Annotated in this window: 23 protein-coding genes; 19 read left to right on the top strand and 4 right to left on the bottom strand. The window is 51.8% G+C overall.

Features of this window, described 5'->3' with window-relative positions; translation table 11 throughout:
• Positions 1-87: 87 nt before the first annotated feature.
• The gene (locus tag M3194_RS11155; RefSeq protein ID WP_251653508.1) at positions 88-528 is read right to left on the bottom strand and encodes a MarR family winged helix-turn-helix transcriptional regulator; all 441 of its coding nucleotides are present in this window, start codon (positions 526-528) and stop codon (positions 88-90) included.
• Between the two features lie 180 nt (positions 529-708).
• Between M3194_RS11155 and M3194_RS11160 the strand changes: the two genes are divergently transcribed.
• Complete coding sequence (locus tag M3194_RS11160) at positions 709-1191, top strand: glutathione peroxidase (protein WP_251653510.1); 483 nt, start codon at positions 709-711, stop codon at positions 1189-1191.
• 80 nt (positions 1192-1271) lie between these two features.
• On the opposite strand, the gene M3194_RS11165 is transcribed toward M3194_RS11160, so the two are convergent.
• Positions 1272-1901: an NAD(P)-dependent oxidoreductase gene (locus M3194_RS11165; protein ID WP_251653511.1), complete on the bottom strand. Its 630-nt coding sequence runs from the start codon at positions 1899-1901 to the stop codon at positions 1272-1274.
• Positions 1902-2075: 174 nt separating this feature from the next.
• Here M3194_RS11165 and M3194_RS11170 point away from each other — a divergent pair, with 174 nt between their 5' ends.
• The 13 genes from M3194_RS11170 to M3194_RS11230 all read left to right on the top strand — a co-directional run bounded on the left by M3194_RS11170 (position 2076) and on the right by M3194_RS11230 (position 16608).
• Positions 2076-3287: a polysaccharide deacetylase family protein gene (locus M3194_RS11170; protein ID WP_251653513.1), complete on the top strand. Its 1212-nt coding sequence runs from the start codon at positions 2076-2078 to the stop codon at positions 3285-3287.
• Positions 3288-3612: 325 nt separating this feature from the next.
• Entirely contained in the window at positions 3613-4980 is a 1368-nt protein-coding gene (locus M3194_RS11175) for an extracellular solute-binding protein (RefSeq protein WP_251653514.1), read from the top strand.
• Between the two features lie 117 nt (positions 4981-5097).
• Positions 5098-5988, top strand: coding sequence for a carbohydrate ABC transporter permease (locus M3194_RS11180; RefSeq protein WP_251653516.1), 891 nt, complete (start codon positions 5098-5100; stop codon positions 5986-5988).
• Positions 5989-6081: 93 nt separating this feature from the next.
• Positions 6082-6882 (top strand): carbohydrate ABC transporter permease, encoded by an 801-nt coding sequence (locus M3194_RS11185; protein ID WP_397334309.1) that lies wholly within the window; start codon positions 6082-6084, stop codon positions 6880-6882.
• A gap of 208 nt (positions 6883-7090) precedes the next feature.
• Positions 7091-8944 carry a cache domain-containing sensor histidine kinase gene (locus M3194_RS11190; protein ID WP_251654233.1) on the top strand — a complete coding sequence of 618 codons (1854 nt, stop codon included), beginning with the start codon at positions 7091-7093 and terminating at the stop codon, positions 8942-8944.
• Positions 8922-10109, top strand: a complete 1188-nt coding sequence (locus M3194_RS11195) for a response regulator transcription factor (RefSeq protein ID WP_251653523.1) — start codon at positions 8922-8924, stop codon at positions 10107-10109. Before M3194_RS11190 ends, M3194_RS11195 begins: the two co-directional genes overlap by 23 nt.
• 19 nt (positions 10110-10128) lie before the next feature.
• Entirely contained in the window at positions 10129-11325 is a 1197-nt protein-coding gene (locus M3194_RS11200) for an ROK family protein (protein WP_311290441.1), read from the top strand.
• 14 nt (positions 11326-11339) lie between these two features.
• Positions 11340-12728, top strand: coding sequence for an MATE family efflux transporter (locus M3194_RS11205; RefSeq protein ID WP_251653524.1), 1389 nt, complete (start codon positions 11340-11342; stop codon positions 12726-12728).
• A 24-nt stretch (positions 12729-12752) separates the two neighbouring features.
• Positions 12753-13526 carry a threonine/serine exporter family protein gene (locus tag M3194_RS11210; RefSeq protein ID WP_251653525.1) on the top strand — a complete coding sequence of 258 codons (774 nt, stop codon included), beginning with the start codon at positions 12753-12755 and terminating at the stop codon, positions 13524-13526.
• Between the two features lie 18 nt (positions 13527-13544).
• On the top strand, positions 13545-13979 hold the full coding sequence (locus tag M3194_RS11215) for a threonine/serine exporter family protein (RefSeq protein ID WP_251653528.1): 435 nt from the start codon (positions 13545-13547) through the stop codon (positions 13977-13979).
• 70 nt (positions 13980-14049) lie between these two features.
• Positions 14050-14925 carry a PhzF family phenazine biosynthesis protein gene (locus M3194_RS11220; RefSeq protein ID WP_311290446.1) on the top strand — a complete coding sequence of 292 codons (876 nt, stop codon included), beginning with the start codon at positions 14050-14052 and terminating at the stop codon, positions 14923-14925.
• 97 nt (positions 14926-15022) lie between these two features.
• Positions 15023-15772 (top strand): GTP pyrophosphokinase, encoded by a 750-nt coding sequence (locus M3194_RS11225; protein ID WP_251653530.1) that lies wholly within the window; start codon positions 15023-15025, stop codon positions 15770-15772.
• 62 nt (positions 15773-15834) lie between these two features.
• The gene (locus M3194_RS11230) at positions 15835-16608 is read left to right on the top strand and encodes a condensation domain-containing protein (protein WP_251653531.1); all 774 of its coding nucleotides are present in this window, start codon (positions 15835-15837) and stop codon (positions 16606-16608) included.
• Between the two features lie 118 nt (positions 16609-16726).
• Here the strand turns inward: M3194_RS11230 and M3194_RS11235 are convergent, their stop codons facing one another.
• A complete protein-coding gene (locus tag M3194_RS11235; protein WP_251653533.1) occupies positions 16727-17560 on the bottom strand; it encodes a lipoate--protein ligase family protein in 834 nt (277 codons plus the stop codon).
• 210 nt (positions 17561-17770) lie between these two features.
• On the opposite strand from M3194_RS11235, the gene M3194_RS31260 reads away from it, so the two are divergent.
• The 5 genes from M3194_RS31260 to M3194_RS11260 all read left to right on the top strand — a co-directional run bounded on the left by M3194_RS31260 (position 17771) and on the right by M3194_RS11260 (position 24091).
• Positions 17771-18328: a CatB-related O-acetyltransferase gene (locus tag M3194_RS31260; RefSeq protein ID WP_285889238.1), complete on the top strand. Its 558-nt coding sequence runs from the start codon at positions 17771-17773 to the stop codon at positions 18326-18328.
• Positions 18329-18593: 265 nt separating this feature from the next.
• On the top strand, positions 18594-19328 hold the full coding sequence (locus M3194_RS11245) for an ABC transporter ATP-binding protein (RefSeq protein WP_251653534.1): 735 nt from the start codon (positions 18594-18596) through the stop codon (positions 19326-19328).
• Positions 19306-20328, top strand: a complete 1023-nt coding sequence (locus M3194_RS11250) for an efflux RND transporter periplasmic adaptor subunit (RefSeq protein ID WP_251653535.1) — start codon at positions 19306-19308, stop codon at positions 20326-20328. The genes M3194_RS11245 and M3194_RS11250 overlap by 23 nt, the downstream gene beginning before the upstream one ends.
• A 40-nt stretch (positions 20329-20368) precedes the next feature.
• Complete coding sequence (locus M3194_RS11255) at positions 20369-23212, top strand: ABC transporter permease (protein ID WP_251653536.1); 2844 nt, start codon at positions 20369-20371, stop codon at positions 23210-23212.
• Between the two features lie 3 nt (positions 23213-23215).
• On the top strand, positions 23216-24091 hold the full coding sequence (locus M3194_RS11260) for an ABC transporter ATP-binding protein (protein ID WP_251653537.1): 876 nt from the start codon (positions 23216-23218) through the stop codon (positions 24089-24091).
• Here the strand turns inward: M3194_RS11260 and M3194_RS11265 are convergent.
• The gene (locus M3194_RS11265; RefSeq protein WP_251653538.1) at positions 24063-26345 is read right to left on the bottom strand and encodes an ATP-binding protein; all 2283 of its coding nucleotides are present in this window, start codon (positions 26343-26345) and stop codon (positions 24063-24065) included. The genes M3194_RS11260 and M3194_RS11265 overlap by 29 nt on opposite strands.
• Positions 26346-26459 lie beyond the last annotated feature (114 nt).

The following is a 26459-nucleotide window of genomic DNA, read 5'->3' on the forward strand; positions in this document are numbered from 1 at the left end:
TGTTTTAAAGAGTCAATAGGCTTTTTACAAAAAAAGGAGCGGACTTCCTGTTTATTACAGGAAGTCCGCTCCTTAATAGGATCGATCTTAGGTCGCTTCGTTAATCTTGCTCATTAAAGACTGCACTTGCTTGCGTAAGGCGAATAGCTCCTCCGGCTCAACCGCGGTGCCTTCAAATAACCGGAGAGGCACGCAGGAAGCCTTCTCCCGGAGCTGCTGTCCTTGCTCGGTCAAGCGTACGACCAAATGCCGTTCATCGGATTTATCCCGTGCTCTTGTCAGAAGTCCCATGGACTCCAATTTCTTGAGCAGCGGAGTAAGTGTGCCCGAATCCAGAAGAAGCTTGGCGCCAAGCTCCTTCACCGATACATTATCCTGCTCCCACAGGGAAAGCAGCGTAATGTATTGGGTATAGGTAAGGCCAAGCTCGGCCAGAAGTGGACGGTACAGCTTCGTAATTTCTCTCGAGCATGCATAGAAGGCAAAACATAGCTGGTTATCCAGCTTCATTAATTCCTCGCTGTTCATAGCTGTCGCAACCCCCTTTTTAGAAATCCATCTCTATATAAATTGTATGCAATTAATTGGGTGATTGTATTGTAGCACTGCCTCCATAACGTGTCAAAGGAACAAACAGGCTTTGACAACGGACAATAAATTTTATACAATTTAATCAATAACAATTTAACTAAAAGGAGATGCTTTCAAATGTCCCTGTACGATATCGAGGTAAAAACCATTCGAGGCGAGAAACAAACGCTGGCTCCCTACAAAGGTCAAGTGCTGCTCATTGTGAATACGGCAACGAAATGCGGGTTTGCCCCGCAATTCAAAGGCCTGCAGAAGCTCCATGACACGTATAAGGAGGATGGATTTGCCGTGTTAGGCTTCCCAAGCGGCCAGTTCATGAATCAGGAGCTGGAAGACAATGCGGAGATTGCCCAGTCCTGCGAGCTGAACTTCGGCGTAAACTTCCCGTTGTACGAGAAGGTTGATGTGAACGGCAGCACGGCCCATCCTCTGTTCCAGAAGCTCACCAAAGACGCGCGCGGGCTTCTTGGTTCGCAACGGATCAAGTGGAACTTCACGAAGTTCCTGGTCAATAAAGAAGGCAAAGTCGTGAAGCGGTTTGGTCCAAATGTAACGCCGGAGAAAATCAACGAAGAAATCCAATCGCTGCTTGGTTCTTAATACACGAATAAAGCCGGGGCCGACGCATCATGCGTCAGCCCCGGCTTTTCTGTGTCTTGACCTCCAAAGGGAATTGAAAGTTAATACGCAATGCCCACCCGGGCACGGTTATATTGCCCGCTGAACAGCTGGGCATAGGCAAAAGCAGCGGTATCGCCCGTTGTGATTCTCGATCCGTTCTCCGGCAAATAGCCGCGTTCCTCCCGGTAACCACCCTCAGCCGGACCGTCCGGCAAATAAGTCGGGCAGATCAGCGTCCAGTCGAGATCCGAATTCTCCAAGAGGCGTAATACCGCATGATGCTCCTCGGCAGCCCGCGTAAGTGATCTCCTTGATTCGCTTGACTGATAACGGAGCAGTCCGGGTTCAGAGCGGCTGTCCAGCACTCCTGCCGTGCCAATAGCCACAAGCCGCTTGATCCCCATTTGTTTCATGCTGTCCAGAATAAGAGGGAAGCTGCCTGACAAGACGGATCCGCCGTCTGTATTTAACGCGCTGAGGACGGCATCTGCTCCTCGCAACGTTTCGCGAACGGAGTTCGCATCCGTGGAATTCCCTTCCACAATCTTCAGCCCAGCCTCATTATCTATTAACTTTATTAATTTATCCGGCGTTCTGGCGAGAGCTGTAACCGCATGTCCATCCTCCAGGGCATGGGCACAAATCAAGGAACCAACCCGTCCTGACGCACCAAAAATAGCAATGTTCATTTTTTCGCCCTCCATATATAATAGATTCTATATTAAAATTTTATCATAATGGAGCAACATTCCAGCAATGTGCTGCGTCTAGTAGGTATGCTTGCATGCATATTTTTTTTGCCTTACGTTGCCCATTTTTTGTAAAACTATGTAATCGATTGATATTTAGGGGGAAATAAGTGAATGACTCGTGCCCGAGCAGCTCTTTGGACAAATGGTATTCTAATACTCCTATGTTTGGGGCTCCTAGCCGTATCTTGTTCGGCACCGGCAAGGAATAAGTCGGTCAGCTTTTACGTCAACGGGGAGAAGGTCAAGCAAACGCCGGCGGTGGATATGGTCGATGGCGAGCCGATGGTGCCGGCCTCATTCCTGGAAACAACTTTTCAATCCAAGCTGGAATGGACGCTGAAGGATGCCGGCGGCAGCGGCCTTTATTATAAGGATAAGGTAGCAGTACTGATGTATCATGATTTTACGAAAACGGCGGCGATGAAAACAAAAGGCGCGGAGGCGGAATCGGCCATTCCGACGGATGTGTTCAAGGAACAGATGGAGCTGCTTAAGGCAGACGGATTCCATGTAATCTCGATTGATCAATACGCCGATTTTATCGAAAACAAAGGCAATGTTCCGGACAACGCGGTGCTGCTTACGTTCGATGACGGTTACGAAAGCTTTTACACCGAAGCCTATCCTGTATTGAAGGAGCATGGCTATTCTGCGGTAAACTTCGTTATCGTCTCGGGAGCGGATCATGCGGACAAACCCAAGCAAAAGGGCCGTCCGAAGATGACTTGGAGCCAGATGAGGGAAATGCAGAAGTCGGGCATGTCCTTCTATAATCATACATACGACAGCCACAAATACGGCGTGATGCGCGCCGATGGCTTAACGAAGCCGGTGCTGACCCGCCATCAATATTTGAAGAAAGAGCAGCGGGTCGAGACGGACGAGGAATACCACGCCCGCGTGAAGACGGACCTGGAGAAAGCCGAACAGCGGCTGAAAGAGGAGCTGGGCAACACAAGGGGAATTATCGCTTTCCCTTACGGGGCTTATAATGCCGAGGTGCTGGATATTCTGAAGGAAGCGGGAATCTCGATCTCCTTCACGGTCAAAGAAGGCATTAACGTCCGCGGGCAGACGAACGGCTTCCGCGTGAACGGGGCGAGGGAAGGCGAGTCCGCAAGGCAGCTGATGGAGAAGCTCAAGGCACTGGACATGAATGATGCGGCGGTTACGGTGCAATTGGACGGTCGGGAAGCAGCCTTCAAGGAGCAGCCGTACAAAGGGCCAAACGGCGTTATGATTCCGCTTAAGGAATACTGCAAGATGAAAGGCATGAAGCTTCACTTCAGCAAATGGAAGAAGCAATATAAAATCACGGCATAATGAACTCATAAGAGTTATAAATACAAGAGCTGCATTCCTTGGTCATGCTAGGACCAGGGGGTGCAGCTCTTTTTTGTGCTTTCCGGCGTATCCGAAACCGTATCCGGTATTCGCTGGCAATCCGGTTTCCGGGGGATATTCGATTCTGAAAAGAACAAATAATAACCGCACAGGCAATTAAAGTTCGACATCATTCGAGTGGGGGATATTTAGGGGGGGAATCTCAAGACCTAAAGAAAACCTACCTCATATCCTAAGTTCACACATTGTAAGGGTTTGCAGAATTAAAGATAATAAGGACATCACAAACAAAGGGGATAAACAAATGGCTAAAATGAATATCAAGGGTGTTCTTGGTCTTGTACTTGCGGGTTCCTTGGCACTCAGCCTGACAGCTTGCGGCTCGAACAACAACGGCGGCAACAATGCTCCAGCTTCCGACAATGCAGGCGGCGCTACTAACGCTGCTACAGAGAAACCTGCAAGCGGAGAAAAAGTAACAATCACTTTCCAAAACATTTATCCAGATCCAACGGATCCGAAAAACGGCATGATGAAAAAGATCGTAAAACAATACGAAACTGATCATCCAAACGTGAAGATCGAGCTGGACTCCTTGAATACCGACCAACAAAAGCAAAAGCTGAAAACGCAAGCAGCTTCGCATGAAGTGCCGGACATCACAATCGTTAACCCGGCAGCTCAAATGCAGCCTTACGTTGACGCAAAACTGTTTGCGCCGCTGAACGACATGGTTGAGCAAAACGGCCTGAAAGATACATTCCAAGACGGCGTTCTTGACTTCTATACATTCGACAATAACTTGTACGCATTGCCTGACGGCAACAACATCGGCGTTGTTTACTACAACAAAGATCTGTTCCAGCAAGCTGGCATCGCTAACCCGCCGACAACATTCGAAGAAATGATCGCGGACGTTAAAACCCTGAAAGCTAAAGGCATTCAGCCAATGGCAATCGGCGAAAAAGATACTTGGACGGGTTCGTTCCTGTTCATGAACATCCTGCTTCGCACAAACGGCGGCCCTGGCTTCCTGTCTGATGTTGCAGCTGGCAAGAAAACATTCGAAGATCCAGCATTCGTTGAAGCTGTAGACGCTATGCAAAACCTGATTCAAGCAGGAGCGTTCCAAGAAGGCGTTACATCGTTCGACTATAACGCCGGCGAGAACATTTTCAAAACGGGTAAAGCTGCAATGTACTACATGGGCTCGTGGGCAACTGGCGGTATCGAAACATCTGAAGCTCTGAAGGATAAAGTAGGCGTATTCAAATTCCCTACGGTTAACGGCAAAGGCGACCCTAACCAATTCATGCTAGCTCCGGGTTCCGCATTCGCGATCTCTGCAGACAGCAAACACCTGCAAGAAACAAAAGATTTCCTGAACTACTTCATGCTGAACTTCCCTAAAGAAGCATTCGCGGTTAAAGGCGCGGTAGGTCTTGCTCAAAAAGTGGACGGCGACTTCAAAGCTGCCGGCTATTCCGACATGGCGATCAGTGTACTGGACCTGTTCAAAGATGTTAAAGGCGGCGACCTGTCGTTCGATAACACAATGAACCCTGGTACTTCCCAAGGCCACTTGACTTCCATCCAAAACATCTTCGTTCAGAAGAAAGATTCGGCTGAAGTTGCAAAAGAGCACCAAACCGCTTACGAAAGCAATAAATAAGCATTAAACAAAAGATAGAGATATAAAAAGCTGCATACTGTGCGAAAGGGGTTCTCTCCCAGGAACCCCTTTTGTACGGATGTTAAAAAATAGCTAAAAGATAGGAGGGCACACGAGATGAACGTACTGAAGGTTTCGAAGTTAACGATAGCGCTGTTCGTGCTGCCGTGTTTGATACTCTATGTCTGTCTGGTTTTTGTTCCAATCATCGTTTCCTTGTATACCAGCACGCTTGAATGGAACGGGATCGGCTCATCAAAATTTATTGGCCTGGACAACTTCAACAAATTGTTATTCCATGATGCCGTATTTTGGCCGGCTGTACGCCATACTTTAATGTTTGCCGTATTTTCCATGCTTGAAATTCCAATCGCTTTGTTTGTCGCAATCTTGCTTAGCCGCTTCGTAAAGAAGCCGAATTTCCTTGTATCCAGCTATTTTATGCCGGTAATTTTGTCGGTTGTTATTATCGGACAACTTTGGAAAACAATCTACAACCCTGCGTCCATGGGCGGGATGCTAAACCAGGTGCTTGACTGGGTAGGCCTGCACAGCTGGTCCCAACAGTGGTTGACGGATCCAGATATCGCGATGTACAGCTTGTACTTCGTTGCTTTGTGGCAATACCTTGGTTACCACACTCTCATTCAGTTCACGGGTATTCAGAACATTCCGTCGGATATTTACGAAGCCGCCAAGATTGATGGCGCTGAAGGCTTGAAGGCTGACTGGTATATTACACTGCCAATGAACGTTCCGATCTTCAAAATTTCGATTGTCCTTGCCTTTATCGGCTCGCTTCAATCGTTCGACATGATTATGGTTATGACAGGCGGCGGTCCTGGTAACGCAACGGACGTTATCGCGACTCATATGTACAGAATGTCGATCTTGTCGATGAAATACGGATACGGAAGTGCCATTGCAGCCATTCTGGTTGTAGTCTGTCTTGTAGCAACGGTGGTTATCAACTATGGATTCAACCGTCTGGAACGGAAATACACGTAACGAAGGAGGGATACGACTATGAGCCAAAGTACAACTACAGCAGCGCTGCCAAGAATAAAGCCGCAAAGAAAATTTTCGATCGGGAAAATATTGATGTGGGTTCTTCTGTCAGCTCTGATAGTCACCCAATTGTATCCGCTCTTGTGGCTGGCTATCTACTCGTTAAAGACTAACGAAGAAATTTTGTCCGGCCAATTCTTTGCTCTGCCGCATGCTCTACAGTGGGGCAACTATAGTGCTGCGATGGAGTCGGGCAATTACGTTAAATATCTGCTTAACAGCTTGAAAGTTACATTGATAACAATGGTTGGCGTTTTGTTCCTCAGCTCGCTTGTATCGTTTGCCATCAGCCGCTTTAAGTGGAAATACGGTCAGGCAGTTATGGTTATGTTCCTGATTGGGATGATGATTCCGATGCAGGCGACACTGCTGCCGCTGATGATTATCTTCAAGAACATGCATATTCTGAATACGCATTGGTCGCTCATTCTGCCTTACATTGCATTCCAGACACCAATTGCCGTATTTATTCTAAGCGGATTTATGAAGTCGATTCCTAATGAGATTGAAGAATCGGCAATCGTGGACGGAGCAGGCGTCTTCCGGATATTCTGGAACATTATCCTGCCGGTATCGGTTCCGCCAATGATGACGGTATGTATTCTGACCTTCATTAACATTTGGAATGAGTACATCCTGGCAGCAACATTTATCTCGAGTGAACGACTGAAGACTTTGCCTTTCGGGGTATACAGCTTCGTCAGCCAGTATTCGGTTAACTACGGAGCGATCGGCGCATTCCTCGTGCTTGGGGCATTGCCGGTTATCATTATTTACTTCTTGCTCGCAGATAAGATTACTAAAGGTATGGTAGCAGGCGCGGTGAAGGGTTAATCCCCTTCTCCGCTTTTTTGAATTTTAAGCAGTGTAAATCTTTTTCTATGGAACGGTTGAGCTGCCAAATGTCAGCGCAACCGTTTCGCCATGTGTTACAATGAGGGAATGAGTATTAGTGCAATTTTTTTATGCTTACGATGTAGAATTATCACAAAAAGCGTGATAATTCTTTTAGGAGGATCCAAAGTTGGCGCGCTATCATGGAATGCACTCTATACAGAATCGTTTGTTTTTATTGCTGTTTTCATCGATGATGACGCTGCTCATCTTGGTTAGCTTCCTCTATTATCAGAAGACAACCCAGATTATTCATTCAAAGATCAGCGATCTTGCGGAGAAGAACGTTTCCCAAACGGTAGGGTTATTTGATCTGCTTCTAGAGGGATATGACAGCGTGACCAAATCACTTAACAGTAACTATGAATTGACCAGACTGCTTAAGGAAGCAGACAATGAGAAGAATATAAACGTCAGTGTCATGAATGAACGGGCGATTACGAATATTATTGGAGCCGCATACTTTTCGCGAGATGATATTGTAGGCATCCATGTCATGACCAATGGCGGAAAGCTGTACAACTATGAGCGGCGGTTCGCCGGCCTAGTCAATCAGGATTACACGTCTGCTGATTGGTACAGCAAACTTAAAAATTCTAAAGGCGAAATGGTATGGCTTGGCTTGATGAAAGGCTCGGTTATTAACAGCATGCTGCCGGAGCCTGTATTTGTATTTGGACGTCAGCTGTTTGATCTTAATAATTATAAGCCTGTTGGTATTGTCTTGATCGAGGCGGATCCAAATCCGATTCTATCGGCCTTATCTAACGCGTCGATCAGCCCAAACAGCCGGGTCTTTATTGTTGATAAGAACAATGGCGTAATCGCATCGACGGATAAAAATCAGGATGATTTGTCGATGGAACCAACTGGCGAGCCGCAGGCGGTACCCTCTTTTAATGGGTTGCCTAGACCTAAGGGTAATGAGATCGTTGTTGATAATAAGACCAATCACTTAATTGTTGCTGCCAAAACAGCCGTTGCGGAATGGACGGTATTCGGGCTGACGCCTAAGTCGGACATCAGCGAAGAGCTGGTTCAGACAAGACTGTATCTGCTTGCCGTCATTATTGCCGTCATATTGCTCTCGACGATGCTGGCGACATTAATCTCGCGCAACATCTCCTCGCCGCTAAAGCTGCTGATCCGGGAGATGAAGCAGGTGGAGCTGGGTAATTTCAGAGGTGCGGTGAACGTCAAATCCTTCGAGGAAATTAACAGCCTTGTCTCTTCCTTTAACCGAATGGTTCATCGGATCGACGAGTTGATTGAACGGATCACTCTCTCCTCCATAAGCGAGAAAAACGCGGAGCTGCAGGCGCTTCAGTCGCAGGTGAACCCGCATTTTTTGTATAACACGCTGGACATGATTTATTGGATGCTGGACGAGCGGGAGAATGACCGTCTGGGACGCGTTATTTTGTCGCTGTCCCATATGTTCCGTTACAGCAGTGACTGGGAGGAAGCATCGAAGACGACACTCCGCCAGGAGCTGGAGCAAATGAGGCATTACATGACGATTATCGAGAACCGTCTGGTCGGGCGCGTAAGCACCGAAATCCAGGTGGACAACATTTGGCTTGATGCTATCGTTCCGAAGATGACGATTCAGCCCGTCATCGAAAATGCGGTGAAGAGCGGCCTTGAGCCTCTCGACCGCCCGGGACTGCTAAGGGTATCGACAATAGCCGATGAGGAAGCCAATGAACTGCGTATCGTTATTGAAGATAACGGCGTTGGCATCCATGAAGAGGAACTGAAGAAGCTGCAGGCCATGCTTGAAGACTCCAGTCCCGGACGCAACTACAATGCCGCGCAGCAAGGGCGAGGAAGAAGAGGAATCGGCCTGCCGAATGTGCACCGCCGCATTGTGCTGATGTACGGCGAGCCGTATGGCTTGCGAATTTCAAGCGAATCAGGAAAAGGAACGACGATTATTATCGCAATACCACTGCCTGCTATAGGAGGTAAAACGGGCGATGAACATATTAATCGTAGATGACGAGAACGTTATACGGGAAGGCATCCAGCGGGCATTAAACAACCGGTTTCCGGCATACAGCACCTATCTCGCCGTCAACGCGGAAGAGGCGGTTGCCCAGCTGCGCAAGCACCGGATTGATATTGTGCTGACCGATATTCTGATGCCGGGCATGACCGGACTTGAGCTCATGAATTTGACCCGCGGCATTTATCCGAGCGTGAAGTGGGTCGTCATATCCGCTTACTCGGAGTTCAGCTATGCGCAGGAGGCGGTTCGGCTTGGGGCGAAGGACTATCTGCTCAAGCCAATCGGCAAGGAAGTGCTGGCGGAGATGATCGAGAAGATAAGCAAAGAGATCGAGCAGGAGCGGGAGCTGATGGAGGAAGCGGAGCTTCTGAAGACAAACCGCAATTACTTGCGGGAAGCGGTGTTCCAGCGCTGGGCACAAGGTCTTGATATCGGGCGCATCGATATGAAGCCTTTTATGGACAGCCATCCGCACTTCAATCTCATTATGGTCAAGATGGAGAGCGACAAGGTTGTGCAGCTGGAGCATTTCATGATTGAGAACGTGCTTGGCGAGCTGATCGAAAAGCATGGCCAAGGCTTTGTGACCATCTATGATAATAAGAGTCTGCTTGGCCTAGTTACGCTTCCCGAGGGAGCAGCGATAACGGGCCTCCTGGAAGAGCTGCGCACGCACTTGATCAAATATTTGCGCGTACCGTTCCAGATCATGCATACCGACGTGATTAAGGATATCAATGCGGTGCCGGGCGAAGTGCAGCGGATGCGCCAAGCTTCCTCCACGCAGGTATATGAGCATTATGCAAGCGGCAGCGACCAATCGATTGAGGTTGCGCTTCAATACATTCGCACGCATTATCATGCCGATCTGTCGCTTGAGAAGGTTGCCGCTGTCGTGTACCTGAATCCGGTATACTTCAGCCAGCTGTTCAAGCAGAAGACGGGGGCCGGCTTTAAGGAATACGTCATTGGCCTAAGGCTCGAGCAAGCGAAGCAGATGCTGCTTAATCCGAAGCTGAAGCTCGCTGATGTGGCCGAGCGGATCGGCTATCAGGACATGCGCCACTTCTCGCAGCTGTTCCGCAAGAAGTACGGGGAGACCCCTTCCGAGTTCCGGCAAAACAACCGGATGGACGGTGCGGAGAAGCAGCTGTAATCTTAACAGGATCGGATAGATGACTATGTCCATGAACAAGACGCCGACCAATCGGGTCTATACCTATATCGCTCAGCGGGGCGTCGTATCGCGGGCCGAGCTGATGAAGGAATTCTCGATGACGAGCAGCAGCATGACGCGCTTGCTCGAAGAGATGATTGAAGATAACAAGCTGCAGGAGAGCGGGCGGGGCAGCTCTACCGGCGGCAGAAGACCCATCTTATACGAGACGAATCCAACGTACGGCTATTTGTTTGGACTCGAAATCTCGCGGATTTACTCGTCCATGGGTCTCTACGACATGCATATGAACCGGCTGTCGGCCATACGCTGGACCATGGATGAGAGCATGACGCCGGATGTGTTCGTGGAGCGGGTGCAGTCCGCCGTCAGCAGGTTTATGCAGGAGCATGGCCTCGCGGAGTCTAGCATTGTCGGAATGGGCGTTGGGGCGGTAGGTCCGCTTGACCGGGAACGGGGTCTAATTCTGGACCCCGTTTATTTCCCTGCCCAGGGCTGGCATAACCTGCCGATCTGCGAGCTGCTGGAGGAACGGCTTGGATTCCCGGTGCTGCTCGATAACGGCGCAAATACCGCGCTGGTCGGGGAGCATTGGGCGCTGAGGAGCGAGCACTACCAGCATATGCTGTATGTGCATGTGGGCGCCGGCCTCCGTTCGGCCGTGATGTCGAACGGCCAGCTCGTCTACGGAGCGACGGATATGGAAGGGGCCATTGGCCGGATGATCATTCAGGCGGGCAATCCTTTGCAGCCGGGCAGCTCTATTGGCGGGGCGCTGGAGTCATTCGTATCCGTCCACGCGATCGAGAGCGAGGTCCGTGAGCTTGCGGCGGCGGGATCGCTGCCGCTGCAGAGCGGCAGAGGCGAAATTTGGAGTTTTGAGAAGCTGCTCCACGCTCTGTCGGCCGGTGATATAATGGTGCAGGAGAAGTTTGAGCAAGCAGCCGCTTATCTGGGTATAGGTTTGGCTAATTTGATTAATGTGCTGCACCCGGAGAAGGTGATCCTCGGCGGAGCGCTTATTAATGCGCATGAAAGTGTGTTCGAGAAGGCCGTCGAGGTAGCTAGAAATCATACCTATTATTATCCGCAGTATAAGCCGTTGTTTTCAAAGGGTTTGCTTAAGGAAGAAGCTGTTGCAGCCGGTGCGGCTGTAATGGTGCTGAAGGAGCTGCCGCAGAAGAATTTGACTTAAGAAGAGGTGTCATCATGACGGCCGCACAAGCGGAAAAGCCATCGAAGGAGTTTAATTTATTTTTCCTCACATGGCCGATATTTCTGGAATTATTGTTATTTATGCTAATGGGAGTGGCCGATACGTTTATGCTGAGTTCGATCTCGGATAACGCGGTATCGGGCGTTGGCGCGTCCAATCAATATCTGTTTATTGCACTGCTCGTGCTTGAGGTCATCGGTAACGGGGCATCCATTGTGGTTGCGCAGTACATCGGATCGAGGAAAATGAAAGAAGCCGCCAAAATCTCGGCGCTTAGCGTCACGCTTAACCTGGCGGTTGGCCTCGTACTTAGCATTGCGTTTGTGGCGTTTAACGGCATGATTCTTCAGAGTCTGAATCTGCACGGGGAAGTGCTGGAACACGCGAAGACGTACTTGTCCTTCGTTGGCGGATTTATTTTCCTTCAGGCGCTCATTAATTCGGTATCCGCCATTATCCGGGTGCATGGCTTTACGAAGGAAGCGATGTTCGTATCCGTCGGAATGAACATCATCCATCTGATCGGCAATTACGCCTTGATCTTTGGCCATTTTGGGTTCCCTCAGATGGGAGTTCACGGTGCAGCGATTTCGACGGTGATCAGCCGTGCGCTGGCGCTTGTCGTCTTCTTCTGGATGCTGTACCGCATTATGGAAGTTCGCATGAAGATGCGTTATTATTTCACATTATCCAAAGCTTATATTGGCAAAATATTAAGAATCGGCATTCCGTCCGCGCTTGAGCAGGTTATGTATCAGGGATGCCAGATGGTATTCCTGTATTATGCTACCTTCCTTGGCGAAGAGTCGCTTGCTGCCCGTCAGTATGCGGCGAATGTTTCGCAGTTCATTTATTTAATGGCCTTCTCGATCGGATTAGGCACATCCATTATTGTTGGACGGATGATTGGCGCTGGCCGCCAGACGGATGCTTACTACCGGGTATGGTACAGCACGGGCTGGGCTTCCGCATCGACCGCGGTGATGATTGCGGTGGTGATGATCTTCCGCGAGCAGCTGATGACGATGTTCACAAACGACCCGGAGATTATTCGCCTTGGCGCCAACGTGCTGCTGTACAGCGTTATTCTGGAGACTGGACGCACGATCAACATTATTCTCGTGAACTCGCTTCGCGCTTCGGGAGACGCAAAGTTCCCGCTATTGGCGGGGACGGTATCGATGGTGGGCATGAGCCTGCCGCTTGGTTATTTCTTTGTATTCCAGCTTGACATGGGTCTTCCGGGTATCTGGCTTGCTATTGCCGCCGATGAATGGCTTCGTGCCTTTGCGATGTTCTTCCGCTGGCGGAGCAGGGCTTGGGAGAGGCATGCACTGGTGAAACGGGATCACGCGGAGCCTTCGGTGACGACTGCGACGTAACATTGGCAAAGGGAGAGTTTGACCATGACAACAACAGTGATGGAGCAGCCTCTTAGTTCGTATCATTTGATTGCGCAGACCTGTTTGCTCGCGGGCAAAATCATCCTGCAAAACGGCGGCGAAACGTACCGGGTAGAAGATACCATGGTGCGGATCGCCGCCGCTTACGGTATTGCGGATGCGCAGAGCTACGTGACGCCAACGGGCATCTTGTTTGCAATGGATGCCTCTGTGCCAACGACGAGGCTGATTCGAATCTCGGAGCGCTCGACAAATCTGCGCAAGGTGACGCTCGTGAATGATATTTCGCGGCGGATCAGCCAAGGGAAGCTGGAGGTGAGCGAAGCCCACCGGCTGCTGACGGAGATTGATCAGCAGCCCAACGCTTATCCGGTCTGGCTTCAGGTGCTGGTTGCCGCGTTTGCAAGCGGCTGCTTCCTTGTGATGTTCGGCGGAAGGTGGCATGATTTTATGGCAGCTGTCGTAGCCGGAGGATTAGGCTTTACGAGCGTGGTGCTGCTGCACCGGCTGGTACCGGTCAAGCTGTTTGCCGAGTTTGTGGCATCCCTGATCCTCGGCGGAGCGGCTATATTGCTTGTGAAGAGCGGGGCAGCCACAAATATGGACTCGGTCATTATTGCTTCCGTGATGCCGCTTGTGCCGGGGCTGCATATTACCAATGCCGTGCGGGACTTGATGGCAGGGCATCTGGTATCCGGATTGTCCAAGGGAGTAGAGGCATTCCTGACCGCTTTTGCGATTGGAGCGGGTATCGCGGCCGCATTGTCATTTTATTAAGGTGAGGAGGGGACAAGCATGTCCTGGGTCGAGCATGCCGTCTTGAGCTTTATAACAGCAGTAGCCTTTGGTCTGATTTTTAATGCGCCCAGACAGACGCTTCCCCAGTGCGGCATTGTCGGAATGGTCGGGTGGCTGCTCTATATGTCCTGCACGGAGATGGGGCTGGAGGCGATTCCGGCAACGCTGGTAGCCGTCATCATCGTCGCGATTATTAGCCAGCTGTTTGCCAAGCTGTATAAGACTCCGATCATCGTGTTTAGCGTTGCGGGCATTATCCCGCTTGTGCCGGGCGGCATTGCTTATGATGCGATGCGCAAGGTTGTGGAGAACGAGTACGATATCGCGGTTCAGCTTGGCGTTAAAGCCTTTATGATCTCCGGCACAATCGCCATTGGCCTAGTTCTCTCGGAGGTTGTGAACCAGGTGATTCGCCGGATAGAGCGTTTATAGGGTTTTACATAGAAGGGCGTATTCGTGGAAGAAACGGGGGCGTTCTTTTTGTATTTTCGGGAGGAGGATCATGATGCGATTTTATATGGTGGATGTGTTTGCGGAGAAGAAATACCAGGGGAATCAGCTCGCGGTGCTGCTGCCTGAGGGGGAGATGGATACCTCTGAAATGCAGCGGATCGCGAAGGAATTCAATTTCTCCGAGATTACCTTTATTATGTCGGGCAAGCAATCGGATGGGGGATATGACGTGCGCATCTTCACCCCTGACGTTGAAATTCCGTTTGCGGGACATCCGTCGCTCGGCACGGCTTCCGTTATCCGGCATCTATTCGAGCGGGATAACGACGGGCCTGTTGTTTTGAACCTTGGAGTCGGACAAATTCCGGTTACCTTCTCTGAAGGCGGCGAGCCCGTATTATGGATGACCCAGAAGCAGCCCGTATTTGGCGATGCTATTGAGCCCGCTGTTATTGCGGAAGTCCTTCAAATCGATGCGGAGGATATCGATGCGCGCTTCCCGGTCCGAGTAGCATCAACCGGTCTGCCCGCGGTTATCGTTTCTGTAAAGACATTGGAGGCTGCCCGGCGCTGCTCTATTCATCATGGGAGGTTCGAGCGCTTCCTGAAGGAGACGGCGGATGCCAATATTCTCGTATTTACGCAAGAAACGCTTCAAGAGGGGAACGATCTGCATGTCCGGGTCTTCGTTAACGACACCGGCTATTATGAGGATCCCGCGACGGGAAGCGCCAACGGCAATCTGGCGGGATATTTGCTGGAGCACCAGGTCTTGGGCGCGAATCATATCAAGCTGCGGGTAGAGCAGGGCTATTCGATTGGGCGGGACTCCTTGCTGCTTATGGATGCCTCGAAGAACGGCGGAGAGTTTGATATTAAAATCGGCGGCAAGGTGTTCTTGGTTGCCAAGGGAGAGTGGCTATAGGCAGTAAAATTGCGATTGCTGTCCTGCGGGCGTTATACTGAATAGGAATACTACCGGTCACTTATTAGGAGGAGGCCGGAGCCAGGAGGCAAGAAGCATGAATCTTCTTAGCAGTGTGTCGCAATTCCAACAACTAAAACAGTTGATTACGCGGTTTATGATGACGTATAAGTTTGCGCTGGACGAAATGGAGACCAAGATTGAAATTCTGAAGGAAGAATTTCAGATGCTCCATGACTATAATCCGATCGAGCATACGAAATCCCGGCTGAAGTCGCCGGAAAGCATAATGAATAAGCTGGTTCGCAAAAACCTCGATATTTCTCTGCCAAGCATTAAGGAGAATATCAGGGACATCGCCGGTCTTCGCATTACTTGCTCTTTTATTAAGGATATCTACCTGATCTCCGATATGCTGCAAAGGCAGTCCGATCTTAAGGTGCTTGAGGTCAAGGATTATATCAAGCAGCCGAAGCCTAACGGTTATCAGAGCCTGCATATGCTCATTGAGGTGCCGGTCTTCTTGTCCGACCGCGTGGAGCGCGTCTGCATCGAGGTGCAGATCCGGACGATCGCAATGGATTTCTGGGCAAGCCTGGAGCATAAAATTTTCTACAAATACAATGCGGCGGTGCCGGATAGTCTTGTTCAGGAGCTGAAGGCCGCCGCGGAATCGGTAACGGCGCTTGACCGGCAGATGGAGCGTCTGCATAGGGAGATGGGCGAGATCAAGGCGGATAACGTGATCGATGCCGAGGAACAGCTCAAGCTTCTGCAGATCGACAATCAGCAGTTTAACATTCCGATTGCGCTGCTGGAGATGATCGGGGACAAATCGGACAATTAGCAGGTATGGGAGTGTCGATAACATGCTTATCGGCACTCTTGTTTATGTAAGGAGGAAGCAGCTTGAAGCTGATCGCAAATACGTATCCTTTTCGCCTGGAGCAGGGATATGAAGAGGGCTTTGGACCGGATGCTTATGAAAAGATGGCAAAGGTCATTCTCGCTTTTCGGGAGCCGCAAACGGATATTCTTTTTTCCTATACGAATTGGGACAGGGATAAGGATCCGCACAAAGAGGAGTTAATCAAGGATGCCGCGGAGACGTTTCATGCGGGTGCCGTTCATGATCCGGACCAGGCAATTAGCGCGCAGGTGAAGGAGATTTTGCTTCATCACTATGCGCCGGAGCGTGATCCGAAGGCGAGCGGGACCGTCATGGATCAATTGCTCGCTTATTTTAAAGAGGTCCCGTTAGAGGAAATAAATGAAGAGCTGCTGCAAAAAATCGGCTCCGCCGTGTACAAGCTGCAAGGCAAATACACGCTCGAAGATGCTGACCCTGCTGCGCAAGTGTTCGTGAACAGCCGGCTGGCGGACACCAATTCGACTTGGCTGCTGCCTTATGACCGTCCCGTATATCTGAAGAACATCCTGTGGTACCGGGTTAACTCGCAAGAGGAGGTCTTGCAGTCCTTCGAGCTGACCGACTGGTTGTTTACTTGTGCCGTTGTCGATCGCGACAAGCAGGTGGGGGACTATCGATATTTCCTCGATCATTCGGAAGAGCATGACGGTATGGTGCTGCATATATCCGCTTCCGACCCGCAGCATTTCAAAGCTGCAGTAATACCGCGGCTTATGGAGCTGCTGGGAGACGATTTGGAGATTGTCGATTGAGGAGCGTGCGTGGTTGACCTTAGCGATGTCGCACATCGTTAACCTTCACATAAAGAGATCATATAAACGAAAAACAAACAAGACCCCTCGCAGGTCTTGTTTGTTTTTCGTTCAAGCGTTATATCGCATAGCGATTATGCAAAGTCTCCGCCATTTCGCGGACCTGTTCCGCCGTCGGCAGGATCAGGCTGCCTACAGGAGGCTGCCCCGCCTGCGCTGCCTTGATCACCTGCTTCACGGCAGCCGCGAAAGCATGCGATGCCTCTTGGCCAAGGCCTGCCAATTCCTCCAGGCTGGCCGTGCTGCCGTCAGTCACTATCGGAAAGTCTGCGGCAGCCGCCCCGGGAGCCGCAATATCATAGAACGAGCGGACAAGCCGGGCGCGCTCCGCCCCGGAGCCCTCCGCTACGATAAAGGCTTGAATGATAATCGCATGAGCCTGACGGCGCTGGGCGATGCCGCAGAACTTGTAGCCGCCGATGCTCAGGTCGAAATCGCCGGGGCAATAAGCTCCGCCGATCTCGCCCTTGTCGACCTGCCGGCCAGTTCCCTGCAGGGCCAGGCGGATAAGCTCGTACATTTGCTCGAAGTTGTCCTGAAAGTGGAAATCGAGCACATCGCTCTTTGGCAATATTAATGACAGGTTCACGACTCCTGTATCCAGCGGAACCGCAGCCCCGCCCGAATTGCGGACGGCGGTTGCCCAGCCGGCAGTCTCCAGCAGGTCCCGGGCCGTTCCGGCACCCGGCAGGCGGCTGTCGCGCAGACCCATGATGAAGGCGCGCGGATGGCGCCAGAGATGGCATACCGCCGGTCCGCCGCGGCCCGTGCTTCTGCACAGCAGCTCGTCCAAGGCAAAGGCATACAACGGATTTTCCTCCGAGAAGTCGTTCATCCGATCAAGCAGAACGAGTCCGCGTTCTCCCAGCTGCTCTATTGCGCTCCATTTCATACCGTTCACTTTCCCCTCTGCCTAAATCCATTCCAATTCCAATATTCCCATCATACTGATCCCTTGCGAGGATGACAAGGCATGCCGGCCGTTGTCATATATCCGCTGCTGCCTGCCGGGTACAGCCTGTACGCGGGGAGAGCTCTATGAATATACTGCTCCTAAGCGATGCAAGCTGATAGGTCGGAGGATGATTTGCCGGTGAGTAATATGAAGACGATTTTGGAGGCGCTGCCTCCACGCCAGGTCAACAATAAACTGTTTATTGGTCCTTATACGATGGGCACGCCAATCGTATTGTCGTGGACGGAAAATACGATTGCCACAATCGGCAGGTTTTGTTCGGTGTCGAACACCGCGACGATATTTTTGGGCGGCAACCATCATTATGAGTGGGTCAGCACGTTTCCTTTTACCGCTTTTATGACGCAGTACTTTACGGAGGGTGCCAAGACTAACGGCAATGTGACGATCGGCAATGATGTCTGGATCGGTCATTACGCTACGATTTTGTCCGGGGTAACGATTGGCCATGGAGCTATTGTAGGCACGCATGCGCTGGTGACAAAGGATGTTCCTCCTTACGCGATTGTCGGCGGCAATCCTGCCCGCGTTATTAAATACCGCTTCCCGCCCGACGTCATCGAGAGACTGATGCAGGTGAAGTGGTGGGATTGGGAAATTCCGCAGATTGAAGCAGCCGTTCCGCTGCTGCAGCAGGAGAATCTGAAGCCTTTCTTCCGTTATTGCGCGAGGCTTGGAAAATAAGCGAATGGTCAAAGAGCATGCCTTGCGGCGTGCTCTTTTTTACGGGGCCGGCATAAATACCCCATGGCGCGTGGCCGCTTCTGTTCGTCATGCCTCGACAAAGGTTTTTTTGCTGCCTTTATGCGGATTGCTACTAAGCTTATAAAAATGGGATTTACACCCTTTGTAAGTTCCTGTAAAATCCAAAGCAACGACGAAATTTGACAGCGGTTACATAATAGAAAAGCTTGATTATACCTGAGAGGGAACAAAGGGGTTGAGGAGAATGACGGATTCTGCTCATGAAGCAAGGGACTATGAGCCGCAAACGGCGGGTCAGACCCTGCTCCGGGTGGAAGGCTTGAAGCGAACGTTTGGCCGAGGCTCCGGCGCTGCAGTTGTCTTGCAGGGCGTTAATCTATCGATTGCGAGGGGGCGCCTAGTAGCGCTGAAGGGACGTTCCGGCTCCGGGAAAACCACGCTATTAAACCTGCTGGGAGCACTGGACCAGCCAACGGAGGGAACCGTAGATTTTGACGGCGTTGTGTTAAGCGGTCTGTCCGACAAGGCGCGGGGGGACATTCGGCGAACGCAGATGGGGCTGATTTTCCAATCGTTTGCGTTATTTCCGCTGATGTCCGCCTACGAGAATGTTGAGTTTGCGATGCGGATTGCGGGCGTTCCGGCCTCGGCCAGGAAGGAAGCGGCACTGCAGGCACTGGATTACGTCGGTCTTAAGCCGCGCATGCATCACCGTCCGTTCGAGATGTCCGGCGGCGAGCAGCAGCGAACCGCGATTGCCCGGGCAATTGCCCATAAACCTAAGCTTCTCCTCGCGGATGAGCCTACTGCGGAGCTAGACAGCCGGACCGGTCTGCATATTCTAAGCGTGCTGCGCGATCTGGTGCGCGAAGAGGGCATGACGGTCGTGATGACAACGCATGATCCGGCCATTATGGAAATCGTGGATGAAGTCTATGAATTGGAGGATGGAACCATTGTTGAAGCTTCGAAACTCTAGTTTGGCGATGTCACTAATCGTTAGTATGTCCCTGCTTGCAGGCTGTTCCCTTATTCCGGCTGAGGAAGAGCCGCTGAAGCCGCCGCTCGTAAAGCCGGCGGAGCAGAATTATTCGACCGAGCAGGTCAAGATGGGCGATATCCGCCGCGAGGTGAAGGGCTCGGGCGTGTTCGAATCAACGGCAAGCGAGCTGGCCCAATTCAAAGCGCAGGGCGGCCGGCTGAAGAAGCTGTACGTATCCTCCGGCGACACGGTGAAGAAGGGTGACGTGCTTGCCGAGCTTGCGGTAGACGGTCTGGATGTGCAGACGCTGGAGCAGAAGCTGGGGCTGGAGCGGGCAGACTTTGCGCTCAAGCAGGCGAAGAAGGGCGGCAATGAGCAGGAGATCCATATTGCGCAGCTGCAGCTGGAGATTGAGCAGTTGAAGCTGGACAAGCTGGAGCAGACGGCGGAGCAGAGCAAGCTGCGCGCAACGATGAACGGCCAGGTCGTGTTTGTCGAGGATATTGCGGAAGGGGATTTCGTGCAGCCGTATCAGACGCTGGTGCGGGTGGCGGATCCTTCGAAGCTGCGCTTTTCTTACCGTTCCTCGGATGCCGGCAGCATCGGCGAGGTTCAGGTCGGCATGAGCGCCGTCGTTACGGCCGGCAACAATTACGAAGCCATCGGCAAGGTTGTGCAGACCCCGTCTTCGGCGCCGCTCACAACGGATGCGGATTTGAAGGCGAAATACAGTAGCACGTTGTACGTGAACATAGACAAGCTTCCGGAGGATGCGGAGATCGGCTCAAGCGCGAACGTATCCATTGTTCTCGTCGAGCACAAGAATGTGGTTCTAATTCCGAAGAGCGGGCTGCGTTCCTATCTGGGCCGTACGTTCGTGCGCGTGCTGGACGGGAAGGCTTTGCGGGAAGTGGATGTTGAGGTAGGCATCCAATCGTCAACAGAGGTTGAAATTGCACGCGGGCTGAAGGAAGGCCAGACGATCGTTCTGAACTAATTCGTTATATACCACATTTTTGCGAAGTGGAGGCTTACCTGTGGCTTTATTGTCCATGATTGTGCGTAAAATGACGCAAAACAAATGGCTGGAGCTCAGCTTGCTGATCGGGCTTGTTATTACAGTCGGCTTAGTCTCGAGCATTCCGACGTATACGGAGGCCATTCTGTCCCGCATGCTGGTGAAGGAGCTGGAGGCCTCGCAGCTGAGCTCTTACCCGGGCACCATGAATATGCGGTTTACCTATATCGGGGTGAACAACGCAGAGCAGCGCATCAAGCAGATGCACAATAACGAGAAATTTATGCAGGAAAAAGTGCTCCCGCTTATTCCCGTTAATCTGATTGAGCGGACTTCCGATCTGATCACATCCGCTTTCGACCTTAGTGCCGAGCTGCCGCCTCCTCCGGGGGAAAAGAACAAGGTATACCGCACGAGCTTGGCCAGCGTTAAGGGTCTCGAGCAGCATATTAAGCTGGTCGACGGACGGATGCCGGCGGATAAGCCGGTGGACGGGGTGTATGAAGTTCTCGTGACGGAGAAAGGCTTAAATACGCTGCATACCGTACTGGGCTCGGTGTTTGTCTTCGAGGACGTGAACAAAACCAAGGTCAAGGTGAAGCCGGTTGGCATCATGACAAAGAAAGAGGATGACGATCTCTTCTTCCTGTCGCCGGATTTGGGGGGATTCACGAACTCGCTAGTCATGAACAGCGATGTGCTGGATAAGGAATTTATTCAGACGCACCGGCTGCTCGTGAATGCGAATTCCTGGCATATCGTACCGAAGTACGAGGATCTGGAGCTTCGCAATATTGACCGTTATTTGCAGGCGGCAGAGCTGATGAGGGCACAGGTGAAGTCTAACTATCACTACACGCTCGAAGCGCAGTACGTCGATGTCATCGATCGTTACTTCAAGAGCTCCGAAAACCTGCGGATTCTGATGTGGTCGCTGAACGTACCGGTCTTGGCCATGCTTGGCCTGTATGTCTTTATGGTGTCGAACCTGATTACGAACCGGCAGAAGAACGAGATCGCCGTTCTGCGCAGCCGCGGCGCTGCCCGCTGGCAGATTATGCTGTCCTATTTGGCGGAATATACGCTGCTTGGCGCTATAGCCGTTGCCGCGGGACCGCCGCTTGGACTGTTCCTGACCAAGGTGCTGGGCTCCTCGAACGGCTTCATGTCCTTCGTCCAGCGTTCCGGCATCCGCGTCCATCTGAACAGTGAAGTGTATATGTATGCCGCGGCGGCGGCGGTCACTGCCCTGATTGTTATGCTTGTACCGGTTATCTTCGCGACCAAAACGACGATTGTCGGCCACAAGCAGCAGATGGCGCGCATGCAGCAGACGCCGTTCTGGCATAAGCTGTTCCTTGATGTGATTGCCCTTGCCGTTTCCTTGTACGGTCTTAAGGTGTTCCATGAGCGGATGAAGACGCTGCAAACCTTGGGGCTGGATAATGAGGCGCTCCATATCGATCCGCTGCAATTTGCCGTGCCGGCGTTATTTATTCTTGGCGGAGGCATGCTGCTTCTTAGGGTATATCCTTATTTCCTGAGACTGATCTACTGGATCGGGCGCAGGTGGTGGCCGCCCTCCATGTATGCGACCCTCATTCAGGTGGGCCGTTCGAGCGCAGGCTACCAGTTCCTGATGGTGTTCCTGATGATGACGATCGCAACCGGGATGTTTAGCGCGAGCGCCGCCCGCACCATCAATCATAACTCGGAGGACCGGATCCGGTATTCAAGCGGCGCGGACGTCGTGCTGCAGGCGAATTGGCCAAATGACAAGCCGCCGGAGACGCCGGGTGGAGGGCCGCAGCAGGAAGCGGCCGTAACGCTCACCAAACCGGTTATCCATTATACGGAGCCGCCATTTGAGCCTTATACGAAGCTGGCGGGCGTCGACGCCACGGCAAAAGTATTGATACATGACAATGCGTCCTACAGTACCGAAAAAGGCTCCGGCTCAGCCAAGCTGATCGGCATTGATACGGATGAATTCGGTCAGACGGCCTGGTTCCGTGACGGCCTGCTCGATTATCCGTTTTATGAGTATTTGAACCTGATGGCTGCGGCGCCTAATGCGGTGCTGATCTCCAAGACATTGGCCGATGAAGAGGAGCTGAAGACCGGAGATACGGTCTGGGTAGGCTGGGAAGGCATAGATATGCAGCCGTTTGTCATCTATGCGGTGGTCGATTATTTCCCGACCTTTAATCCGAATCCGCGCGACGCGGAGACCCCTGCGCCGAAATTGATTGTTGGCAGCCGCCAGCAGATTCAGACCTATTTGTCGCTTGAGCCTTATCAGGTATGGCTGAAGATGAAGCCGGACGCAAGCATAAATGACCTTTACCGGGATATTGAGGACAAGAATTTGGCTATCGTCGATATTGCCGACATGAGAAGCAAGCTGAATACAGCCAAATCCGATCCATTCCTGATGGCGGTGAACGGTACGTTAACGCTTGGCTTTATCATCTCGCTTGTTATCAGCTTTGCGGGCTTCCTGCTCTATTGGACCTTAATTCTGCGCGGACGGATGCTGCAAAACGGCATTATGCGGGCGATGGGCTTGTCGCTGCGCCAATTGATCGGCATGCTGACCGTCGAGCAGCTGCTGACGTCCGGAGCGGCGATTGTCATTGGTCTGGCGACGGGATTAACGACAAGCCGGCTGTTTGTCCCTCTGTTCCAGAATGCCTTTGATGCGCAGAAGCTGGTGCCGCCGTTCCGGGTGATGGTAGATCCGATCGACTCTATCCGAATCTATATCTTCGTTGGGTCAACGATATTAATCGGGCTTGTTATTCTGGGCTACATGCTCTCGCGCCTCAAAATTCATCAGGCTATTAAGCTGGGGGAGGATTAAGCGTTGATACACTGCGAAGGTTTGGTCAAAATCTACAAGGCAAACGAGCTGGAAGTGTTCGCGCTGCAAGGCCTTGACCTCCATGTGGAGGCCGGCGAGCTGATGGCGATTATCGGCAACAGCGGCAGCGGCAAATCCACGCTTCTGAATATGCTGGGCGGTCTCGACCGCCCGACAGCAGGCAGTCTGACGGTGGACGGCAAGGATTTGATGAAGTTCAAGGAACGGGATTTCGTAAAGTACAAAAGGGAAAGCGTTGGCTTCGTCTGGCAAAATAACGCCAGAAACCTTATTCCCTATCTGACGGCTCAGCAAAATGTCGAGCTGCCGATCCTGCTGAACGGCCGCCGCAAGCAGCAACGGGCGCGCGAGCTGCTCGAGGCGGTGGGATTGTCCCACCGCGCCCATCATAAGCTGCAGCAGCTGTCCGGCGGGGAGCAGCAGCGGGTGGCAATCGCCATCGCGCTGGCGAACCATCCCCGGCTGCTGCTGGCCGATGAGCCAACCGGATCGGTGGATACCAAGATGGCAGCGCAAATTCTCGAGCTGTTCCGCAAATTAAACCAGGAGCTTGGTCTTACGGTTGTTATCGTTACGCATGATCCGGAGCTTGCGCGCAAGGTTGACCGCGTGGTAGCGATCCGCGACGGCAAAATCTCTTCCGAGATGCTTCGCCGCAAATCGTATATCGAGGAGCTTGCCGAGCTGGAAGAGGACGAGGCGGAGGAATCCCATGTCGAGTATGCGGTACTCGACAAAGCCGGCCGCCTCCAAGTGCCACATGGCTATCTGGAAGCGGCCGGCTTCAAGGATCATCGCAAAGCAAGAGTACAGCTGGAGAACGGCAGAATTATGCTGTCCCCGCCAGAGGAGGGCTAAGGGGGAGACGGATTTCGACGCTGGTTCCAACGCCCGTCTTGCTGCTGTACAGGATATTTCCTTTATGATGCTGGATAATTTGTTGACTGATCATAAGGCCGAGGCCGTTGCCCTCGGCCTTTCGCGTGAAGAAAGGCTCGCCAAGCCTAGCCAAATCCTCTTCGGGGATGCCGATTCCCTGATCCTTGATCCGAATCAGAATGTCCTGCTCCGACTCGCGAACAAGCTCCAGCGTCAGCTCCCCGCCATCCGGCATGGCCTCCATGCCGTTCTTCATCACATTAACAAGCACTTGCTTCAGCTGGTTGGACTCGCATCGAAGCGGCGGAATGCCAGGCTCGAGGCGGGTGATGATTTGGACATTGTGGATGTTGGCCTCGGAATCCAGCAGGACAACGATATCATTCATAATGCCATACAGATCGGCCTCCTGGTACCGATCAGCCTGCGGCTTCGCGAACACCAGAAACTCGCTGACAATCAGGTTAATCCGGTCCAGCTCGGAGAGCATAATGTTCAGGTACGATCGGTCGAGCTTGCCATCCTTCTGAAGCAGCTGAACGAAGCCGCGCAGAGTAGTGAGCGGATTGCGGACTTCATGGGCTACGCCCGCCGCAAGCTGTCCAACCACGGAGAGCTTCTCCGAGCGCCGCAGAATCTCCTCGGTCCGCTTGCGCTCCGCGATATCCCGGGTAATGGATGCATAAGCGACGATGCGGCCTTGATCATCCTTGATTCCCGACAAGGTAATGCTGACCTCGATCGGCATGCCGTCCTTGCCGTACAGAATGGTTTCGTAATCCGTCACCTGTCCTCCGTTCAAGACGATTATACCCTTCTCATGAAGCTCGGTTAGAATCTCCGGCGTAAACATCGGCAGCTTCTGACCCACGGCTTCCGCCAGCGTCCAGCCGAACATCGCTTCAAATGCTTTGTTTGTTTGAATGGTCCTGCCTTCAAGGTCAACCACATGGATGGAATCGGAGGTATTATTGACGAAGGACTCCAAATATTGCTGCGTATGCAGGAGCTCCTTGGCTGCCGCGGTAAGCTGCGCCTGGTAGCTGTGCAAATTCGTGCTCATGGCGTTCACCTGCGAGGCCAGCGCCCCGAACTCGTTGTTGCTGTCGAGCACGATCTGCTCGCCAAAGTTGCCGCGCGAGATGTGGTGAACCCGATGCATAATCATCTCAAGCGTTCGGATCATAATTCCGGCAATGAAGGAGCTGGATGCAACGGCGGCCGCCATTAAGCCCAAGGAGATCAGAACCTGTATCAGAAGCTGGCGGTACAGAGGTTCTTTTATCGCGGCATAATCGAAATTGACCACGATAACGGACTTGCTTGTTCCGGACATCGGGATAAAGCTCTTCATGACTTTTTCGCCTTCAATCATGGCTTTGGTTGTCACAATGCCGCCGGTCTGATCGGCTTTCATCAGGTTGTTGTAATCATGCACGTCTATGTAGTTGTACTGTCCGAATATCATGCTTTGATTATCCAGCTTGTACGGAGTTACGGTTTCATTGAGAGCCAGGACCTGAGGATCTTTATAAAAGGCGGGGTTAAAACCCGATACCTCAAGAATGGACGGATTATCCTCAATCAGCTGCTGTGCAATGGCATCGCTGCTCTTCAGGTTCTCCAGATTAAAGAAAGCGCCGGCATGAACAATCGGATTAATCAGGTAATTGTATTTGTCATTATAATAAAAGCCGAGTTTGTTGACGTCGTTGAGGTCTGAAGGGATGATCGTAATCGGAGGCGACCAGAAGTGATTCAGCTTCTGTCCCTGGGGAATGATGACCTGGCGCAGCTCAAACAGCTGACTAAAGGCGGTATACCAATAGCCTAAAGCTTTGGAGCTTGCTCCGATGGCCTTCGGATTCGATGATTTCTGAGCGGTAATATCGTCTCCGTCCTTCGCCCACAACGTAATGTAATCAACGCCAAGATCCCGGCTCAGCCTGTCCAGCTGCTCATTGCTGACATTGGCAATATCGGGGTCAAGCTTTGTTTGCGCGGAAATGGCGGCAAGCCGGAGCTTCTCGCCAACGGAGTCCTCGATAAGCTGTTTGGATTTCTGTGCGGCGTCCAGCGTCTCGCCGATCTGCTTGGCCACGCCGATCATTTGACGCTCTGCGTCCTTTTTCAGTTGGGAAGAAGTCGAGAAGTAGTAAATCGAAAGATTCAGACTTAGTATGACAATAACAGTCAAAGATATAAACCAGGCCAGCTTGGTCTTGATCGACAAACGGTATTCCTCCTGAAGGTTTTGCACAGCAATAGGATTATTTTACATATGAAATCTAGTATATCGCAGTTGGGAAGGCGCGAACATAGCAGATTATGTCGAAAGTCCTTATTC

It is taken from the genome of Paenibacillus glycanilyticus, assembly GCF_023715145.1.
Classification (GTDB): Bacteria; Bacillota; Bacilli; order Paenibacillales; family Paenibacillaceae; genus Pristimantibacillus; species Pristimantibacillus glycanilyticus_A.

Excerpts from the sequence above, each read along its gene's own strand:
- M3194_RS11155 (WP_251653508.1), bottom strand. The coding sequence starts at position 528 with ATGAACAGCGAGGAATTAATGAAGCTGGATAACCAGCTATGTTTTGCC.
- M3194_RS11160 (WP_251653510.1), top strand. The coding sequence starts at position 709 with ATGTCCCTGTACGATATCGAGGTAAAAACCATTCGAGGCGAGAAACAA.
- M3194_RS11165 (WP_251653511.1), bottom strand. The coding sequence starts at position 1,901 with ATGAACATTGCTATTTTTGGTGCGTCAGGACGGGTTGGTTCCTTGATT.
- M3194_RS11170 (WP_251653513.1), top strand. The coding sequence starts at position 2,076 with ATGACTCGTGCCCGAGCAGCTCTTTGGACAAATGGTATTCTAATACTC.
- M3194_RS11175 (WP_251653514.1), top strand. The coding sequence starts at position 3,613 with ATGGCTAAAATGAATATCAAGGGTGTTCTTGGTCTTGTACTTGCGGGT.
- M3194_RS11180 (WP_251653516.1), top strand. The coding sequence starts at position 5,098 with ATGAACGTACTGAAGGTTTCGAAGTTAACGATAGCGCTGTTCGTGCTG.
- M3194_RS11185 (WP_397334309.1), top strand. The coding sequence starts at position 6,082 with ATGTGGGTTCTTCTGTCAGCTCTGATAGTCACCCAATTGTATCCGCTC.
- M3194_RS11190 (WP_251654233.1), top strand. The coding sequence starts at position 7,091 with ATGCACTCTATACAGAATCGTTTGTTTTTATTGCTGTTTTCATCGATG.
- M3194_RS11195 (WP_251653523.1), top strand. The coding sequence starts at position 8,922 with ATGAACATATTAATCGTAGATGACGAGAACGTTATACGGGAAGGCATC.
- M3194_RS11200 (WP_311290441.1), top strand. The coding sequence starts at position 10,129 with ATGACTATGTCCATGAACAAGACGCCGACCAATCGGGTCTATACCTAT.
- M3194_RS11205 (WP_251653524.1), top strand. The coding sequence starts at position 11,340 with ATGACGGCCGCACAAGCGGAAAAGCCATCGAAGGAGTTTAATTTATTT.
- M3194_RS11210 (WP_251653525.1), top strand. The coding sequence starts at position 12,753 with ATGACAACAACAGTGATGGAGCAGCCTCTTAGTTCGTATCATTTGATT.
- M3194_RS11215 (WP_251653528.1), top strand. The coding sequence starts at position 13,545 with ATGTCCTGGGTCGAGCATGCCGTCTTGAGCTTTATAACAGCAGTAGCC.
- M3194_RS11220 (WP_311290446.1), top strand. The coding sequence starts at position 14,050 with ATGATGCGATTTTATATGGTGGATGTGTTTGCGGAGAAGAAATACCAG.
- M3194_RS11225 (WP_251653530.1), top strand. The coding sequence starts at position 15,023 with ATGAATCTTCTTAGCAGTGTGTCGCAATTCCAACAACTAAAACAGTTG.
- M3194_RS11235 (WP_251653533.1), bottom strand. The coding sequence starts at position 17,560 with ATGAAATGGAGCGCAATAGAGCAGCTGGGAGAACGCGGACTCGTTCTG.
- M3194_RS31260 (WP_285889238.1), top strand. The coding sequence starts at position 17,771 with ATGAAGACGATTTTGGAGGCGCTGCCTCCACGCCAGGTCAACAATAAA.
- M3194_RS11245 (WP_251653534.1), top strand. The coding sequence starts at position 18,594 with ATGACGGATTCTGCTCATGAAGCAAGGGACTATGAGCCGCAAACGGCG.